This window comes from Oceanicoccus sp. KOV_DT_Chl (assembly GCF_900120175.1).
In the GTDB taxonomy this organism is placed as follows: Bacteria; Pseudomonadota; Gammaproteobacteria; order Pseudomonadales; family Dasaniaceae; genus Oceanicoccus.
The window spans coordinates 184,031-200,420 of record NZ_FQLF01000001.1 but is presented as its reverse complement, the minus strand read 5'-3'; the positions used below and the strand labels follow the sequence as shown (position 1 = coordinate 200,420).

The window sequence follows — 16,390 nt, the reverse complement described above, 5'->3', positions numbered from 1 at the left end:
ATTACTCTACCACTCGTAAAAAACCTCTAAGCCAAAGGTACGTTCCTTACCGTAATTATAAGTGACCGAGCCAATATTGCCTTGCGGCGTACCAGATGCGATATATTCCTTATCAGTCAAGTTATTAACAAAAGCAGCAATTTCAAAACCATCTACCTGTAAAGGGCGAACCGCTAAACGGAACGTCCAAAGTGTGTACCCAGGTATATACGAAGACGGGGCTAATGCATCGAATGCGCTGGCACCTATAAATACCCCATCCATATAGCTACCACTGAGCCTAGGTGTTACAGAGCCAAATTCGCTGGCCCATTCATATTGCATGTACGCTGTTAGCGTTTTCTGCGGTAAGAACGGAAACTCTTCATTAGAACGATCATAGAGAATCCCTTCGCCAGTAACAGGATCTTTGGGCTCATCAATAAACTCATCGTATTTTGCATTAGTATAAGCGGCTGACACCCCTGTCAACATACTTTCAAATGGCAGGTAGGTAACTTCTAATTCAGCGCCTTCGATAGACGCTTTACCGGCATTGGAAGTTAATGGCTGAACATTAAGGGGACCAACAGAGCGAACAATCGACAGCTGGATATCATCGTAGTCTGATTGATAAACCGCACCATTGACGCGCACCCTATTGTTCAAGAATGCCAATTTATACCCCAACTCATAGGTAATTAACTTCTCTGGTTCAAAGGCTACTAACTGGTTATCAAAAGGCGAAAAGCCGCCTGCCTTAAACCCCTCACTCACACTGCCATAAAACATACCACCATCGAAGTAGTCATTCTGCCACTCACCCGGTGTAAACATCGTCAGCGTCAACGCAGGAGAAAATACCTCCCAGTCCTCCTCAGCTTCGGTAAAGGGCGCTGCTACAGAAAATGCCAACGTTGGAAAAGGCAAGGCATTAAACTCGTCCCGACCGATAGTGCCTCTGGACTCAGATACTGAGTTGTAATTTACTTGAGTAGCCTTTTTAGTTTCCGCTGTATAGCGCATCCCTATGGTGACTTGCCACTGTTCATCAAAGTTATAAACCACCTGACCAAAGGCGGCAGCTGTATCATTGTCAAGCTTGATCATCGACATCCCGTTGAGACCAGCAAAAGCTGAGTCGAGCGTCGCTACCCCTTGAGAATTCTCCTGACCGAGCCAGCCATTGGGCCCGAGAGCAATCCCAACAGGCAGATTATCCAAGACTTCGCTGGAGTAGAACATACCTACCACGTAGTCCATTGAGCCATTAAAAGCAGAACCCAGGAACTGGAATTCTTGCGAAGCAAACTCACGCACCTGCTTATCGGCATCAATACCACTTGCTTCAAACGCTGCTTGAGCAACAGAGAAATTTCTAATCGAGAAAATGTTAGAAGCATCCGAGTCACTAGACTGAATAATATTGTCTTGGTAAAGGTAGCCGGTGATACTTTTAACGGTTATATCACCTAAATCCCAACTGACTGTCAGCCCGGTAAGAAAGTTATCAACCTCCCAAACATTTTCATCGATATCCTGAAGTACTTTTTTATCATCACTTAAGTTTTCGCTGAGCTTACAAGCATCTGCGAAGCTTGGCGCATCGCCAGCAGCCAAGCCGCTAACATCCGCCCCCGCGGCGAGAAAATCCTGCTGGGTTATTCCGTTATCAGCATAGTCTCCCAGTGTGGGGGCTTTTGTTGTCCTTGAAGCAAGGTCTCCCTCGGCTGACACCAAAAAGCAATTAACCGGTGCTGCATTCTCTCGCTGCTTATTCCAGAACATCAGTAAGTCTGCCACCATACTTCCACCTGACTCATATCGCAGCTGCGCCAAAATTGATTGTCGATCAATATCGCCATACTCTCTGCCTGTAAAAGCATCCTCACGATAGCCTCCCGAATTAGCCGAATCTAAAATAACACCGCCATATAGTGTGTCCTCTATTAATGGTCCATCCACCGCCAAGCGTGCATCTTGCCGATCAAAATTACCCACCACACCGCGAGCAAAACCACTAAACTCACCATCGGGTTTCTGAGTGGTCAGTAACACCGCACCGCCAACCGTGTTTTTTCCAAATAACGTGCCTTGCGGGCCACGCAGAACTTGAATTGACTCCATACTAATAACATCGACTAATTGGGTATCGTTTCGAGGGATATAGATAGAATCAATATAGACACCGACACCCGGCTCGACACGAACATCATTCTTACGAGTGCCCACACCCCTGATTGATAAGTCCGCTGACTTTCGACCGCCAGGTCTGGTAAGCCCAGGAACTTCTCTGGTCAGGTCTTCAACAGAGTTAATCTGAGCATCCCGTAACATCTCTGAATTGAAAGCTGAAACCGCAATCGGAGTTTCTTGCAGGCTTTCTTCTCGTTTACGCGCGGTAACAACAACTTCTTCCAATGCAAATGACGATTCCTGTGCCGATAAAACCGGTATTTGAGTAACTACCGGAAGCAGCATCAATGTAAAAAGAGGAGGGAAACGATATTTCATAGTATTCCTGTTATTATCATATTCTGATTAATTTACCTGTATTCCTTACAGGCCAATTACAATTCAACCATCAAGGAGGCCTTCCATGGCTCTACCTAAAGAGAAAATAGCGCAGCACCCGAAACTACCGGTTCGCTTTATTTTTGTTTTTTCTAAAACCAACAAGCGATAGTAATCCCAAGCTAAAAAATATCATCTCTCCGGGTGTAGGTAAGGACTTATTTATATCGACACCATACTCTAATACCTCTACTCCCTCTTCCGTGGTAACTGTTAACTCGAGGATATATGCCCCTATATCTAAAGGCAGCCCCGCTAAAAATGAAACACTAGAACCACTGTCCCCAATCACCAAACTATCCGTTGTTATCAAAGAGCCGTCAGGTACATCTATCACCCGCCATTGATAAGAGGTAATCACCGCATTAGAGTTTGGCTCAGCAAAAGCACTCACTTTCACTAGCAAGCTCGAACTGTATTCATATGAGCAGAGAAATATAGTGCTTATAGTACCTTCATCTCCGCAACCGAGTTGCACCGGGAGACTATCTGATGGGCAAAGATCGCCACTCTCAAGGCTCTGCACATCCTTATCAAACGGACAATCATCCGCATTGTCGCCTACAGTATCGCCGTCCGAGTCTTGAGATTCAGATCCATCATTTGGATAGAGGTCTATTAAATTATCAACCCCATCACCATCTACATCACCCGTAACTTGTGGGTCGGCAGGGTCCGCATCAACAATATCTGGATAACCATCACCATCACTGTCCAGCACCAATACAGGAGCAGAAAATTCAGGGACAGCCAGTGCCGTTTGTGAAGGCACCCCACCCAACTCAGCGACCTCAGTCTGCAAAAACTCACCGAGCATACTAATTGGTGTTTCGGTACCGGGGATATTGAGCGCCAATAAAGCTTCAGTATTGAGTGTTGCTACACTCAGGATCTGTTCAACTGTCAACTCAAGCAGCTCTGGCACCCCTTCACCATCACTTACACCATCTAAATTATTATCAGACAAATCTTTAACAATACCCAATAAAAGATTATCTCCACTTGTATTGGGAGCAAACTCTTTAAGTTGCACTACCAACGCGCTAAACACTTCGATGACAGTTCGATACGCCAGGCTTGCATCTGACCCACTGCCATCAAGACTTACTGGAGAAGTTCTCTCCAACGCTGTTGATCCAATATCATCAAGAATACCAAGGCCTAATGATGTAATAACGGCGTTTACTGCTGCTTTTTTAAGTTCGCCAAACTGTTGGCTGTCTATTTGCTCTAGTTTTGCTGCGTCGAGCAAAGTCCTATGTACCACCATTGTGGTCAAAGGTGTAGGGTAGACTCTATCACCTCGAAGTAATGCGGATGGGCTGATTATTGCCGACAGGGTATCAATCACCGGAACACTTCCGTTCAACTCAGCCCCGCCCGAAACCTCGATTAATATCGGGCCTTTATTAAGTGTTTCACTCTTGACAAATACACCTGAGAAGTTAGCGGCACTGTCGGTAACTCCCTCGCCGATAAGCCGTCCTTTTATCTCATCACCGCCAAAATCAATTTGATAAACACGTACCTCTGCGTTAACTCTTGGCCCTTTGACAGCCATTCCCTGCAACTCGGTTTCGCTGCTTGGCGTTGTATTCGCGTCACTACTGCCACCACAAGCAGCTAGCTGTAAAATACACCACAAAATAAATAGACTACGAAAAAACATCATTACCAAACCTCTAATTATTTTTTTTATCAAACATATAGCAGCTTAAAACAGACAAAAAATAAGCGGGCTAACGCCCGCTTATTTTTTAACAACTAATGAATCACTTCTTAACGCGACGACGACCTACAGTTGACAGACCCAATAAAGCCGAACCAAAAAGCCAAGCAGCTGCAGGAACTGGAACAGCAGCTACTTCCGTTAGGGTGATATTACCGGCTAAATAAATACTGGCTGACGAGCCCAGCACGGTAGCACCTAATGTATTGTCGCCGAATACACCTGCAGTATTACTATCTCCAAGGCAAGTAGGAGACAAAGCAAATCCTACGGCATCAGGGGCCCCACACAATCCAAGTGAAATAGTGCCATCACCATTAACCGTACCGCCACCCAAGTTTAAACCATACTGCGCCAAACCAAGATGGTTGGCGTCGCCGATTACGCCACTAACTGCACTTTGGGTAAGATCGATATTATTAACACCATTACCATTAACTTCAAAAGCAATACCACCAGCACCACTTCCATCGAACAAAACGCCGTTATTATAGGCAGACGTCACGCCGTTAAATAATAACTCTATCGGGGCACCAGCAAAAAAACCAATCGTACCATCGACTGTAACACTACCACTGTTAATAATATAAGTACCGCCAGAAACATCGATATCAAGCTCACCGGAAATAGTTAGATTGGTTGGATTAACACCGGGGATGTTGTCAGTTGTGCCAAGCATAACAGAGCTATTAGTCACATCTGAACTGATTGTGTAAGTAGCGGCGCTTGCAGCGCTTGCAACAAATGTAGAAATAATTGCCGCGCTAATTAAATTTATTTTTCTCATGAGAGGTCACCTATAATTTTATAATTTATTTTTAGGGCAGCCAGGCTATCTTCTAATGTTACCGACTTTACGAAGACCCTTAGCTTTCCGACCTCGACTCACGTCGAGTGCAGCTTTTTCCTACTTCCTAAAACTTCAGACCAAATATCGACCTGACGGGGAGCAACTTATTCCCTAAGCCGGCCAGAGGTCAATAAACGATTTTCAATAATTCAGTAAATTTTCAAGAAGAGGTTAAAAACGTTTTAAATTTAGTGCAAACAGAATTTTTCCTGTCAAGATACTCGACACAAAATGACATAAAAAATCTATTTTTAGTTTAAAAATGTTTCGTGTATTTATTACTATTATTTAGTTACCAGATAGGCATATATCATTTAACGAAATGATAATTTCTATAGCATAATTACAAACTAACCTTTTGAAAAAAACAGATGATAAAAACACTTATTTATGACCCAAATGGAAACACAGTTATCCCAAGCAGGCTTGATTAAATATGCACTTACCCTCCCATAGTTCGCTTTGGTAAAGCCCTATAAAAATATGATGAACTTTTCCAACTAGAGATTCGCATCCGAGCGCACTTACCATGCACTAATATGGCCTGCATAGAAACACAGTTAACCCAAACAAACCTAACTACGCGTATATTTATCCTTTATAATTCACATTGGCAATGATCAATAAAAATATAATAAATGTAACCACCTAGAGCTTTGCATCCGGGCGCACTTGCCAAGCACTAAATTGCGAAAATTTGCTAACTACGGATAAGGGCAAAAGCGCAACAACGGGGTGGCAACATGTATTTAAGAAATAGACTCTATACGTATCTGACAACACTCATAATTCAGCTGCTTGCATGTACTTATGTGTTTTCTCAAGCCCAGCCGAACATACTACTTATTGTCGCCGACGATCTTGGATTCTCTGATCTGGGTGCCTTTGGCGGCGAAATTTCAACGCCAACTATTGATCAGCTAGCCTCGGAAGGGCTGCGCCTTAGCAACTTCCATACTCAGCCAACCTGCTCGCTAACGCGCGCCGTATTGATGTCGGGTGTCGATAATCACCTAGCGGGAATGGGGACTCTTAGCGAGCTTATTACTCCTGCCATGAAAGGACATCCAGGCTATATAGGCCAACTGAATTTTAAAGTCGCCACTCTTCCAGAGTTACTACATAAGAACGGATATCACACCTATATCGCAGGAAAATGGCATTTGGGTGAAACCCAAAAAACTGACCCCTTCTCTCGAGGTTTTGAGCAGAGCTTCTCGCTATTGACGAATGGAGGTAGTCACTGGTACGACCAAAAGCCGCTCTCACCTTCGATGAAAATGCGCTACACCGAAAATGGGCGCACAGTGCCTAAACTACCCAAAGATTTTTATTCTACTCGCAATTTCACCGACTTTATGCTGGGCAAACTAAAAGAATCCGAAGGTGACGGCAAACCGTTTTTCGCCTACCTGTCTTACATGGCCCCCCATAATCCTTTGCACGCACCTAAGGCGTATATCGACAAATACAAAGGAACTTACAACGAGGGCTGGGACGCCCTTAGACGAGAACGCCTTAATAGTCTAAAGCGAATAGGTATGGTCGAACCTGGCATCAAGCCTTTTCCCAGATTGCACTTTGTACCTGCATGGCACTCGCTTCCTCCAGAACAACAAAAAACCTATGCAAGAAGAATGGAAATATATGCCGCCATGATTGACTATATGGATGAGCAAATTGGTCGAGTACTTAGTTATTTACGCCAAAGTAATCAGTATGACAATACCATCATTATCTTTATGTCTGATAATGGCGCGAACGGCGCACCCAATACCACATACCCTAATCAAACAGGTGATTATTTAGCGAGCTTCGATAATAGCCTTGAAAACAGCGGGCTAACCAATTCTTATGTTGATATGGGTGCCGGTTGGGCCCAGGCCAGCATGACACCACATAGACTATTTAAAAGCATTGTCACTGAAGGCGGTACACTCTCCCCATTGGTGGTAAAACTTCCTGGCAAGATGATAAATGCAGGGAATATAAGTGCGGAATTTACCAGTATTCGCGATATCATGCCGACCTTACTTGATCTTGCTGGCATCTCTCCCATCCACCAAATAAACAGGCGAGCCACTCTACCACTGCAGGGAAAAACGTTACTTCCATTACTTTCGGGCAAAACATCTAAAGCCTATAAAGGTGCCAATCAGTTCGGGACAGAAATATTTGGTAATAAAGCCTACACTTCATGGCCGTGGAAAATTGTCCTTCTATCACCACCATTAGGCTCGGGAGCCTGGCAACTGTTTAATCTGGAAAAAGATCCAGCAGAAATGACTGACCTATCTCTCATCCATATTGAAAAACGCAAAGAGCTACTAAAATTGTGGCAGCACTACAAAATTAAAAATAATGTGATCGACTTTTAACTCAAAACTCTATTAAGAGAACGCAAAGGGGGATCCGTAGCGCAAACCTGTCAAGCCCCTCTATCCTTAGACGCTCAGCGGTATTTCAAAGACAATTTCTTACAGAATTTTTCGAGCTGCAGGGCCCATCAATTAATACATTAATAGGCCCTGGACTAAAGCTAAGGAAAATAGCTTTGAGATAACACTTCCGTTATTGCTAATCTTTTTTAGGTATGGGGCCGCCCAAGTAGCCAGGCCACTTACTGCCACTAATCGTATCAATAAAGGGCCAATATTTATCCGGATCCAGTGCACCAGAAAGAGTAACGTCACGGCTACGATATTCTGGCCACCAAAGGTGAGCGGAAATTTGCTCTCGCATGGGCAGTAGCTCAGCAATAGGGTCCCATGGACTCTCTCGCAGGGTAAGCTTTCCATTCACAGCCAATCGATAACCTGGTCCATATTTGCCATGAACATGCACGACATGAGGGGGAAAATCATAGCCTTGCTCACCACCAACCTGACGAGAAACTTTCACCCACCATTCGTGACGCTCTAATCCACCGTCGTCTAAAAGATCCTCCTCTGCAGACAACCCTTCAAACTCTACAAACGTATAGCCTTGATGGCTGCAACGTGCAGTGACTTTATCACCCAGTCGGTAATACGTTGTTTCACAGGGAAACTTGGGTTGACCATCTTTTAACAAACTGATGAAAATAGCAGCTTCCTGATCAATCCCGTAACCCATTGCATATTCGCCAGCAATACCATCGTAAGTGGCATCAACCGTTATCAAAATTCCATACTCTGGCTCCTCTTTGACCGGCAAGTTGTATATCGTCAGGTTAACATTAGCCGTTTCACTGACCTCTATCCCGGGAGGTAACAACTTTGCAATTTTGTCGGGATCAGTACGGTAAACAATTTTTAGCATTGGCCACTGTGCAAGTTCACCAGGGCTGGTTAAGGGACCTCTATAAGTGTCAGTCATGTGAATGATATCCTTAAGTTTATGATTGGGATTCTATGAGTTAAGCTTGGAGCTGCAAATGGCATCAGACCAGCCGCAGCCATCAAATGAGCATTACACTCTGGCGCGGTATCCAGCGAGAGAGCAGTCTCAATCCGGTGTGTAAAACACTCTAGACTTAGCACTGACAAAAGAGAAGTTGCTGATTGGAATTTGATTGTCCACGGGTGGTTAGTAATCAGCGTAGGTTAGCATCACAGTATAATTACTGCTTATTCGAAATGTTTTTATTGCTTGGACACACTCTCTAGACTACACGCCGTATATCTTTAGATACCACCACGAATGCGCCAATTGTTATTACATGCCTGGTAAGAGCTCACCAATACTTTTTGTCCCACTGATATCAGTAATAGTATAAAAATGGGGATGAGAGTTGTGTTCTAGCCGTTTTTTCTAGCTTGTAGCTGCCATGTAAACTTTCGATAACATCTTGACGCTAGACCTAAATATAGAGAGTAGTAGAACTTGTGCTGAGATATTTACTATAGAGCTGTGATAGGGGTAATCAACTCGCCCCCATTTACTCGATTTATATTAAAGGACTTTGATTCAAAAAAGTGTCTGAATTCGGTATCCATTCTTTAAGCGCATACTCTTTCAAAAAATCAATAAAAAATGCCACCTTTGCAGATAGATGACGATTATGAGGATAAACGGCCCATGACGCTTGGCTGTAACCACTCCAAGGCTGACGAAGTTTAACTAGCTTACCCGCCTCCACTGCTTCCTTGGCATAAAAATTAGGCATCTGAGCAATTCCTATCCCTTCACAGGCCGCTGCAAACAATGTGGCGCCATTGTCACTAACCCAATTACCACTGACTTTAATCCTGGTAGCCTTTCCATCAACATCAAGCAACCAATAACGTTCTGGCATCACTATACAGTTATGAGCGGCAAGATCTTCGAGTGACTCCGGCGGCGGATTCGCCTTCCAATAACTTGGGGAAGCATACAGAGACAAATCATAAGCGCCCAGTTTCTTTGCATACAACGAGGAGTCTTCAAGTTCACCGTAACGTATCGTCAGGTCATAACCTCCGGCAACCAAATCAATCTCCTGGAAATTGGAGTGAACCTCAATAGTAAGCTCAGGGTGTAATTGCGCAAACGCAGCCACCGCGCCAGCCATATAGTGCACACCAAACCGACTATTGAGCGATAGTTTGAGAGTACCTCTAGGCTTTTGCTGAAGTTCAGAAATGTCAGATTCCAATCTATCATATTGTTCAGACATCTCCAGGCACTGTCGATAGAAAAGGTCTCCGATATCAGTCAATGTTAACTGGCGGGTTGTACGCTGTAGCAAGCGTGCATCCAACCGCTCTTCCAGTTGACTCACCTGCTTACTGACATAAGATTTAGAAACACCCAATTTCGCTGCAGCAGAGGTAAAGCTACCGGTTTCGACGGTTTGAATAAACTCATCAATACCAGCCCAACGACCCACCAATGACCCTGTTAGCTTATTCACTTATTATCGCCCCCGACCTTACTTCTTTATACTAATAATTTATAAAATATAGCAGCTGAGTCATCCCTCCATTTTTTTAAAATTCCTTTTAACTCAACAATTTATGGCTAGAATAAAACCCCGATCGATCAAGCATAGCAACTACTACAACACAACGCCAACAAGCTTAAGTTCGGGTTGATTATTAAGTCTCCGAGGCCTAACAAAATAACATCAACACAACCATGTTTAGTAATATTACAGGCAAGATCGTATCCAAATTAACCACCAGGGAAATTTGATTAGCAATCATAGCATTTGCATAGTGATCCACTCAGCAATCAAGGCTGGCTTAACTTCACCTTCAATCTCCACTGTCACATGCATATGTAAAATAAATTGACCAGGCGTTTTTTCCTCAATAGCAGTATAGGTTGCATGAGCACGAACTCGGCTATCAACTTTGACCGGGGTTAAAAATCGAATTTTATCAAAACCATAATTAACCTGGGTATGCACACCGTCAATGACTATGGAAAAAAAGGAAATAAAATGCGTCAACATCGACAAGGTCAAAAATCCGTGCGCAATGGTAGTGCCGAAAGGCCCATTTTTTGCCTCTTCAGGGTCGACGTGAATAAACTGTCGGTCAAGAGTACAATCAGCAAACTGGTTAATCTGATGCTGAGTTACCGTAAACCATTCTGATGCTTTACTTTGGTGACCAACAATATCCGCTATTTCATCACGTTTAATGATTCGCACTCTACCTGAACTGTTTTCTTGCATACTGAATTCCACCTTATCAATTAAATCATTAAAACTTCACGGCAATCACATTTTCGATATGCATAAGGGAAAATTTATTTTTTGAAACTGCAATTTTAATTTTCCCACCACCTCATGAAGAAACAGACTAACGTTGCATAAAAACATCTTAATCAGCAATGTCATACGCTCTACATCATTCAGCGCAAAAATCCTCATCTTCAAATGCCATCAGGCCTTCAGCTCCAGAGAGCGCCGCTTGGGCGTGCGATAAAGTGCGAGGCAGAATTCGTTCATAATAAAAACGCGCGGTTTTTAGCTTCGAATGATAGAAGCCACTTTCGTCACCTCGATCAATAGCCTGCTGGGCTGCCTCAGCCATAAGCAACCAACAATAGGCCATCAAGGTATAACCAGAAAACATCAAGTAATCGACACCAGCAGCATTTATTTCGTTGGAATCATGGCTTTTTTCTGCAATTTTCGCCGTTAATTGCAACCAATCCTGTATTTTACTATTGAGAATACTCGTGAAATATTGAAGTCTCGGAGTATCTGCGCAACGCAGACAACATTCTCGCATTTCTTCAACCTGAAGATTAAGTAACGCGCCCTCGCCAGCTAGGACTTTTCGACCTAATAAATCCAACCCCTGAATACCAGTCGTACCTTCGTAGATAGTCGCTATGCGAGCATCGCGGATAATTTGCTCCATACCCCACTCGCGGATATAACCGTGGCCACCAAAAACCTGCACCCCCAAAGCCGCAGCTTCCTGCCCCAACTCACTGAGAAAACCTTTGGCAATAGGCGTTAATAGTGCAAGGCGCTTTTCTGCCAATGCCACGTCATCAGGTTTGACACTATCCTTAACCACGTCCAACAATTGTGCACATTGAAACGTCATCAAACGCCCTCCTTCGGCCAGCGCTTTTTGAGTTAGCAACATACGGCGAACATCAGGGTGAACGAGGATAGGATCTGCCGGTTGGTCAGGGAGTTTTCGCACAGGAGCTCGCATTTGTAGTCGCTCCTTGGCATAAGCTAATGCACCCTGATAAGCACGCTCCATAGTGGCTGGCCCCTGTTGCGCAACGGCCATACGAGATTCATTAATGAACGTGAACATCGCATTGAGACCTTGATTAGGCACACCGATCAAGTAACCCTTAGCCCCATCAAAATTCATTACACAGGTGGCGCTGCCATTTAGCCCCATCTTGTGTTCAATACTGCCACAAGCCACCTTATTTGGTGACCCAAGGCTGCCGTCATCATTAACATTTATCTTAGGCACCATAAATAGAGAGATTCCTTTCACTCCAGATGGTGCGTCTGGTAAGCGCGCCAACACAATATGCACAATGTTTTCGACCATATCGTGCTCGCCCGTGGTAATAAATATTTTAGTACCAGTAATACGATAACTATCATCTCCATCGGGTTCAGCTTTGGTTTTTAATAAGCCGAGATCAGAACCACAATGGGACTCAGTCAAACACATGGTTCCCCCCCAGGCACCTGATACCATTGAAGGAACATAACGCTCTACCAACTCCTCACTCGCGTGGGCACAGACCGTACTGATAGCCCCCCATAAAGCAATCGGGTAAGTACTAAAGGCAGGATTCCCTGCCAATAATATTTCTTGCACTGCATAATTTAAAGAAAAAGGTAAACCCTGCCCGCCATACTCAACCGGCTGTGACAGTCCCATCCACCCGTTAGCAATAAACTGCTGGTAAGCCGTTATAAAACCATCTGGTGTAACAACTTGGCCATTATCCCAACGGCAACCTTGCTCATCCGCACTGCGATATAAAGGAACGACTTCATTTTCAATAAATTTTGCTGCTGCTTCCAATACCGTTTCCACAATCTCGGGCGTCGTGTCTTCAGCGCCAATATTTTGATAGTGTAAATTGCAATCCAAGACGTCGTTCATTACAAACTGCATATCACGAAGAGGTGTTTTATAAACTGCCATCACTATAGCTCACTAAAATTGGGTTCACGACGCTCGGCAAAAGCACTAATCCCTTCCTGCACTTCGCGCCCACGAAAACAGGCCACTTGTAACTCTTGCTCAAGCTCTAGTTGCTCATCAAAACTATTTGTCTGGGCGGCATTCAGAGCCTGTTTGGCAAGTGCAACCGCCTCTGGTGGCAACTTCGATAATTTGATAGCCGCTTCTCTCACTACCGAAGACAGTTCATTTTTTGCTACTACTTTCCAAATCATTCCGGCTTTTTCTGCTTCAGCCGCCGTCATCGACTCTCCGGTCAAAATCATCGCCGCCGCTTTACTCCCGCCCAACAAACGCGGTAATAACCAGGAACTACCGAAATCGGGTACTAATCCCATACGAGGGACAAACGGCAAAGTAAATGAAGCCTCTTCAGAGGCGTAAACCACATCGGCACATAACGCCAAGCCAACCCCTGCACCGATTACTGAACCATTGATCGCCGACAACACCGGTTTGGATAAATTTCGAATACAACTCGCCAACGGGTTATATACCTCTTCAATCAATCGATCGATAGAAACCGCTATTTGATCACCGGCAGCTAAAAACTCTTTCAGATTACCGCCTGAGCAAAACAGTTTACCGCGCCCACTAATCACCAGAACCCTTACGTCTGGATCAGCCTCGGCACTGTTAATTTCAGCCAATAGTTCACGGGACAAATTTTCAGACAGACTATTTAAACTGTGTTCATCATTAAGTATGATTTCCTTAACACCTTCATACTCAACAATATCTATAAATTTATTTTCCACTGTACAGCTCCATCAATTTTTTGTGTTAACGTGTTGGGGAAAGACAATCCATAGAAGAGTCACCTAGCTGAAATCCACCCTCAATATCAAAAATAGCCCCTGTTACATATTGGCCCAATGAGGAACTGAGGAAAATAGCCGCATTCGCAACATCCTCAGCTTGCCCAAAACGACGCAGCGCAATTTTTTTTATAATCGCATTCTTTTCTTCATCGGTTGGTGCTAACCGCTCAACACCTTCAGTTCCCTCAATAGGCCCTGGAGAAATACCGTTCACCCGAATACCAGCAGCACCCCACTCCATTGCCAGCGTTTTTAACAGGGCATTAACACCAGCCTTAGCTGCACAAACATGGGCTTGATAAGGCATCGGATTAACAGCCTGCCCTGCAGTAATTGCAATAAAAGAGGAGCCGGGTTTTTTACAGCAATCAAAAGCGGCTTTAAATACGTTATAGGTACCTATCAAATCAATATCGACAACGGTTTTAAAACCTTTTGAGCTAATACTAACCGCAGGTGCAAAAAAATTACCGGCGGCACCGGCAATCACGATATCCAGCTCGCCGAAACGATTACAGGCAATTTTCATCGCACCTTCGACCGCCTCGTAATCTCTAACATCAGCAGACAGGCCGATAGCCTCGACGCCAGACTCAGCCATAATTTCTGTCGCAGCCTTTTGCGCTTTTGTCAGATCGCGCCCAATGACACAGACCCTTGCACCAAGCTTTGCAAGCCCCTTCGCAATACCCAAGTTAATCCCACTGGTGCCACCGGAGATAAATGCCGTTCTATTTTCTAAAATATATTCTGTAAACATCGCGTAATTACCCGCAGTCAGCGACCATAAAAATGTTAATCACCGGTTTTGAAATACTCAGGCTTACCTAAAGGCCATAAATCGCCCCATAGATGACCACCACCATCCATCGTGATTACCTCGCCGGTCATAAAGTTAGAGGCATCACTTCCTAAAAATGCACAGGCTTCAGCAATTTCCCACGGAGAAGCAAACCGTCGCATGGCATTAGATCTGGTAAAGTGTGAGCGTGCTTCATCTGGGTAAACTTTCATTCCCTCAGTATTTATAATCCCAGGCGCTATACAGTTAATACGAATATTCAGCGGCGCCCACTCTACGGCCACCGATTTAGACGCATAAATAACTCCCGCTCTGGCCGCGCAGGTATGAGCCATCCCCCACATACCCCGATCAATGACGACAACCATATTGATGATATTGCCCGGCCTATTATGATCCCGCCATTTTTTGGCAGCCGCCTGCATCATGAACCAGGTACCATTAAGATTAGTATCTACAACTGATTTCCAGCCATTGGGAGAAAAGTCGAGAGCCGGCTGCGGAAACTGGCCGCCTGCGCTATTAACTACAATATCGATGGCACCTTCTTTCTCCCACACGGTTTCAAATAACAGCTCAACATTTTCCGGGTCACGAATATTGACGGGATAGCTTGTAACATTTAATCCTGCGTCACACATAGCAGCCGCTGCCGACTCTAACTTTTCCAAAGTACGACCACAGATAACCACATTGGCTCCCAGTCGACCATAAAGCCAGGCAGACGCTTTACCTATGCCGCTACCACCACCTGAAATCAATACCCGCTTGCCCGCAAACGTGTCATTGGCATAGACCGTCTTACGACTTGCCATTTCATCATTGCTCATACCAAAGGTATTATGTTGTTCAGCCATAATTTACTCGTTATCTATTTTTAGTAATTAAAAATATCTGACTGCTACTTAAATCAACGTTTTTCCAGGCCTGGATTGAATGCCTCGAACTATCTCTGGCCATATCTCATCAGCAGAAGGGTATGGTGCATAAAGAGTGAGACGATCAACCATTCCATCACAGCGTTGCGCGACTAAATCAGGAATATCTTCAGGCGCACCAATAACGCAAAACGCCTGCATCATTTCGTCACTAAATAGCTGAGCCATTTCATACCACTGACCAAGCTTGGACATCTGGTTTAGACGCGGCCCCAACTCACCCCAACCGTGCGCCTCAAGCACCGGATAATATGCCGGTGTTGAGCCATAGAACGCCAACAGTCTCTTGACTGCATTTTCCGCGATGGACATTTCTTTTTTATTACGCCCAGTGACTGTTAAGATCATCGCGGGCATATCAAAATCAGAAAAATCTTTACCACTTTTCTCCAGTCCGCGACGCAAACTAGGCAACTGCATTTCTCGGATGAATTTCACAGTATTAAAAGGGTGGCCATAAATACCGTCACCAACCTCTGCAGCGACTTCTACCATTTTTGGACCCAGTGCCCCTACATAAATTTTTGGCGCTGGATAGCTAATAGCACCAGGACTAAAAACTGGTGTCATCAATGTATGCTGATAGAATTCCCCCCTGAACTTTAAAGGCTCTCCGGTCTGCCATGAATGCCATATAGCTCTTAATGCCAACACATATTCCCGCATCTGCATAGCAGGCCCGTGCCAGGGCATATTAAAACGCTTTTCAATATGAGCTTTGACTTGCGTCCCCAAACCTAAAATCACTCTTCCTTGAGAATATTTATGTAAATTCCAGGCTTGCTGCGCCAACGTCATCGGCGAACGTGCAAAAGCAACGGCGACACCAGTTATTAATTCAAGTCGCTCGGTATGCTCTGCCGCCAATAACAAATTAAAAAATGGGTCGATGTTAGTATCGAGCGTAAAAACACCATCAAACCCCATTTTCTCCAACAGCCGAGCTCGCTCTGGCACTATCGATAAATCGCCTTCATACAAATGCAAATTATCAGTACCGGGGAATATTGCGCCATCAACTTTAAGGTTTTTAACAGGCTGGCGATTCATG

At 44.5% G+C, this 16,390-nt stretch carries 12 protein-coding genes and 1 riboswitch; of the genes, 1 reads left to right on the top strand and 11 read right to left on the bottom strand.

Annotated features, from left to right (window positions below; genetic code table 11):
• Nucleotides 1-6: 6 nt before the first annotated feature.
• The 3 genes from UNITIG_RS00925 to UNITIG_RS00915 form a co-directional block, all read right to left on the bottom strand.
• The gene (locus UNITIG_RS00925) at nt 7-2,493 is read right to left on the bottom strand and encodes a TonB-dependent receptor (RefSeq protein WP_101756683.1); all 2,487 of its coding nucleotides are present in this window, start codon (nt 2,491-2,493) and stop codon (nt 7-9) included.
• Between the two features lie 124 nt (nt 2,494-2,617).
• Nucleotides 2,618-4,225, bottom strand: a complete 1,608-nt coding sequence (locus tag UNITIG_RS00920; protein WP_101756682.1) for a hypothetical protein — start codon at nt 4,223-4,225, stop codon at nt 2,618-2,620.
• A 100-nt stretch (nt 4,226-4,325) separates the two neighbouring features.
• Nucleotides 4,326-5,069: a VPLPA-CTERM sorting domain-containing protein gene (locus UNITIG_RS00915; RefSeq protein ID WP_101756681.1), complete on the bottom strand. Its 744-nt coding sequence runs from the start codon at nt 5,067-5,069 to the stop codon at nt 4,326-4,328.
• Nucleotides 5,070-5,101: 32 nt separating this feature from the next.
• A riboswitch (cyclic di-GMP riboswitch) is annotated at nt 5,102-5,193 on the bottom strand.
• 682 nt (nt 5,194-5,875) lie between these two features.
• On the opposite strand from UNITIG_RS00915, the gene UNITIG_RS00910 reads away from it, so the two are divergent.
• Nucleotides 5,876-7,510 (top strand): arylsulfatase, encoded by a 1,635-nt coding sequence (locus UNITIG_RS00910; RefSeq protein WP_101756680.1) that lies wholly within the window; start codon nt 5,876-5,878, stop codon nt 7,508-7,510.
• A gap of 199 nt (nt 7,511-7,709) precedes the next feature.
• Here UNITIG_RS00910 and UNITIG_RS00905 read toward each other — a convergent pair whose 3' ends face one another.
• The 8 genes from UNITIG_RS00905 to UNITIG_RS00870 all read right to left on the bottom strand — a co-directional run bounded on the left by UNITIG_RS00905 (nt 7,710) and on the right by UNITIG_RS00870 (nt 16,389).
• Nucleotides 7,710-8,489, bottom strand: coding sequence for an acetoacetate decarboxylase family protein (locus UNITIG_RS00905; protein ID WP_101756679.1), 780 nt, complete (start codon nt 8,487-8,489; stop codon nt 7,710-7,712).
• Between the two features lie 571 nt (nt 8,490-9,060).
• Nucleotides 9,061-10,005, bottom strand: coding sequence for a LysR family transcriptional regulator (locus tag UNITIG_RS00900; protein WP_101756678.1), 945 nt, complete (start codon nt 10,003-10,005; stop codon nt 9,061-9,063).
• Between the two features lie 288 nt (nt 10,006-10,293).
• A complete protein-coding gene (locus UNITIG_RS00895) occupies nt 10,294-10,773 on the bottom strand; it encodes a MaoC family dehydratase (protein ID WP_200821133.1) in 480 nt (159 codons plus the stop codon).
• A 175-nt stretch (nt 10,774-10,948) separates the two neighbouring features.
• Complete coding sequence (locus UNITIG_RS00890; RefSeq protein ID WP_101756677.1) at nt 10,949-12,739, bottom strand: acyl-CoA dehydrogenase C-terminal domain-containing protein; 1,791 nt, start codon at nt 12,737-12,739, stop codon at nt 10,949-10,951.
• Between the two features lie 2 nt (nt 12,740-12,741).
• The gene (locus tag UNITIG_RS00885; RefSeq protein ID WP_101756676.1) at nt 12,742-13,536 is read right to left on the bottom strand and encodes an enoyl-CoA hydratase/isomerase family protein; all 795 of its coding nucleotides are present in this window, start codon (nt 13,534-13,536) and stop codon (nt 12,742-12,744) included.
• 25 nt (nt 13,537-13,561) lie between these two features.
• On the bottom strand, nt 13,562-14,359 hold the full coding sequence (locus UNITIG_RS00880; RefSeq protein WP_101756675.1) for an SDR family oxidoreductase: 798 nt from the start codon (nt 14,357-14,359) through the stop codon (nt 13,562-13,564).
• 35 nt (nt 14,360-14,394) lie between these two features.
• Nucleotides 14,395-15,258, bottom strand: coding sequence for an SDR family oxidoreductase (locus UNITIG_RS00875; protein WP_101756674.1), 864 nt, complete (start codon nt 15,256-15,258; stop codon nt 14,395-14,397).
• A 48-nt stretch (nt 15,259-15,306) separates the two neighbouring features.
• Complete coding sequence (locus tag UNITIG_RS00870) at nt 15,307-16,389, bottom strand: TIGR03617 family F420-dependent LLM class oxidoreductase (RefSeq protein ID WP_101756673.1); 1,083 nt, start codon at nt 16,387-16,389, stop codon at nt 15,307-15,309.
• Nucleotide 16,390 lies beyond the last annotated feature (1 nt).

Bases quoted from the DNA above. Each gene is read 5' to 3' on its own strand.
- UNITIG_RS00925 (WP_101756683.1), bottom strand. From the start codon at position 2,493: ATGAAATATCGTTTCCCTCCTCTTTTTACATTGATGCTGCTTCCGGTA.
- UNITIG_RS00920 (WP_101756682.1), bottom strand. From the start codon at position 4,225: ATGATGTTTTTTCGTAGTCTATTTATTTTGTGGTGTATTTTACAGCTA.
- UNITIG_RS00915 (WP_101756681.1), bottom strand. From the start codon at position 5,069: ATGAGAAAAATAAATTTAATTAGCGCGGCAATTATTTCTACATTTGTT.
- UNITIG_RS00910 (WP_101756680.1), top strand. From the start codon at position 5,876: ATGTATTTAAGAAATAGACTCTATACGTATCTGACAACACTCATAATT.
- UNITIG_RS00905 (WP_101756679.1), bottom strand. From the start codon at position 8,489: ATGACTGACACTTATAGAGGTCCCTTAACCAGCCCTGGTGAACTTGCA.
- UNITIG_RS00895 (WP_200821133.1), bottom strand. From the start codon at position 10,773: ATGCAAGAAAACAGTTCAGGTAGAGTGCGAATCATTAAACGTGATGAA.
- UNITIG_RS00890 (WP_101756677.1), bottom strand. From the start codon at position 12,739: ATGGCAGTTTATAAAACACCTCTTCGTGATATGCAGTTTGTAATGAAC.
- UNITIG_RS00880 (WP_101756675.1), bottom strand. From the start codon at position 14,359: ATGTTTACAGAATATATTTTAGAAAATAGAACGGCATTTATCTCCGGT.
- UNITIG_RS00875 (WP_101756674.1), bottom strand. From the start codon at position 15,258: ATGGCTGAACAACATAATACCTTTGGTATGAGCAATGATGAAATGGCA.
- UNITIG_RS00870 (WP_101756673.1), bottom strand. From the start codon at position 16,389: ATGAATCGCCAGCCTGTTAAAAACCTTAAAGTTGATGGCGCAATATTC.